This window comes from Spirillospora sp. NPDC046719, assembly GCF_040645715.1.
Taxonomy (GTDB): Bacteria; Actinomycetota; Actinomycetes; order Streptosporangiales; family Streptosporangiaceae; genus Spirillospora.
Window position 1 is genome coordinate 1 of the sequence record NZ_JBEYYT010000907.1, and the last position, 1,325, is coordinate 1,325.

At 79.3% G+C, this 1,325-nt stretch carries 2 protein-coding genes; one reads left to right on the plus strand and one right to left on the minus strand.

Annotated features, from left to right (window positions below; translation table 11 throughout):
- Positions 1-152: 152 nt before the first annotated feature.
- Positions 153-725, plus strand: a complete 573-nt coding sequence (locus ABZ914_RS51465) for a TetR/AcrR family transcriptional regulator (protein WP_500201826.1) — start codon at positions 153-155, stop codon at positions 723-725.
- 71 nt (positions 726-796) lie between these two features.
- Here ABZ914_RS51465 and ABZ914_RS51470 read toward each other — a convergent pair.
- Positions 797-1,325, minus strand: a 529-nt coding sequence (locus ABZ914_RS51470) for a LutC/YkgG family protein (protein ID WP_500201827.1), incomplete at its 5' end; no start/stop codon positions are given.

The following is a 1,325-nucleotide window of genomic DNA, read 5'->3' on the forward strand; positions in this document are numbered from 1 at the left end:
GGCGGGGGCGCCCCCCCCGGCCCCCCCCCCCCCGGCCCCCCGGCCCGCGCCATCGCCGGGGCCCGGGCCGCCGTCCCGGACCGGCCGCCGGCCCGGCACGGCGCGCGCCCGCGTCCCCGATCATGTCGGCGGCCCCCCGTACGCTTGCCCCCATGGTCAGGCAGCCCAGCATCAACGCCCAGAACCGCGCGCCGCTGTCGATCGAGCGGATCACCGAGGCGGCCCTGCAGATCGTCGACGGCCAGGGACTCGGCCGCCTCACCATGCGCCGCCTCGGCGACGCCCTCGAGGTCGAGGCCATGGCGATCTACCACCACCTCCCCCGCGGCAAGGAGCAGCTCCTCGACGGCCTCGTCGCGCACGTCGCCGCCGCCCCCGCCGACACCGGGGCCGCGGACGCCGCGTCCTGGCGGGGCGTCCTGCGCGCCTGGGCCGGCGACTACCGCTCCCGGCTCCTCGCCCACGCGGGCGTGCTCCCGCTCGTCGTCACCCGCCGCAACCCGGCCGCGCTCGCCGCGACCGTCGCGTCCCTGCGGGAGGTGATGCGGCAGGGCGGCGTGCGCGAGGACTCCGCCGCGGTCGCCGCGCACACACTGCTCGGCTACGTGATCGGGCACGCCGCCCTGGAGGTCCGCGGGACGGCGGAGGACGGCGCCGACCGCGCCGTCGACTGGGACGCCCGCTTCGCCGCCGGCCTCGACCTCGTCCTCGCCGGCGCCGGGTAGCCGACCGGGCGGCGGAGCCGGGCAGCGTGCGGGGCTCAGTCCCCGTGCGGGGCTCAGTCCCCGTGCGGGGCTCAGTCCTCGACGACCAGCACCTCGAGGTGCCGGGGGCCGTGCATGCCCTCCGCGCCCGCCATGTCCGCGGCGTACGCGGCCGACGGGCCGCTGATCCAGGTGAGCGGGCGGGCCGGGTCGAGCCGCTCGACCGCCTCCGGGACCGTCCCCACGATCTGCTCGGCCTGCACGACGCACAGGTGGTAGGCGGGCAGCAGGGTGAGGGCGCGGCGGCCCTGCGTCGGGCCGCCGTCCAGCACGACGGTCCCGGTCCGGGCGATCGCGACGGCGCACCCGGTGACGACGCCGTCCGCGGCGGCGAGGGCGTCCACGTCGATCACCGGCCGGTCCGCCATCGCGCGCACCCCGTCCAGCTCCGCGAGCCAGCCGAACGGCAGGTCCGCCGGGACGACGATCTGCTTGGCCTCGCGTCCCCACAGCGCGGCGGCGACCGCGGTGGCCAGCTCGTCGGCGCCGACGTGCCGCACCGCCGCCCGGTTCTCCGCGAGCCGCTCGCCGAACAGCGCCGGCACGTCCGCGCCGGTCGCC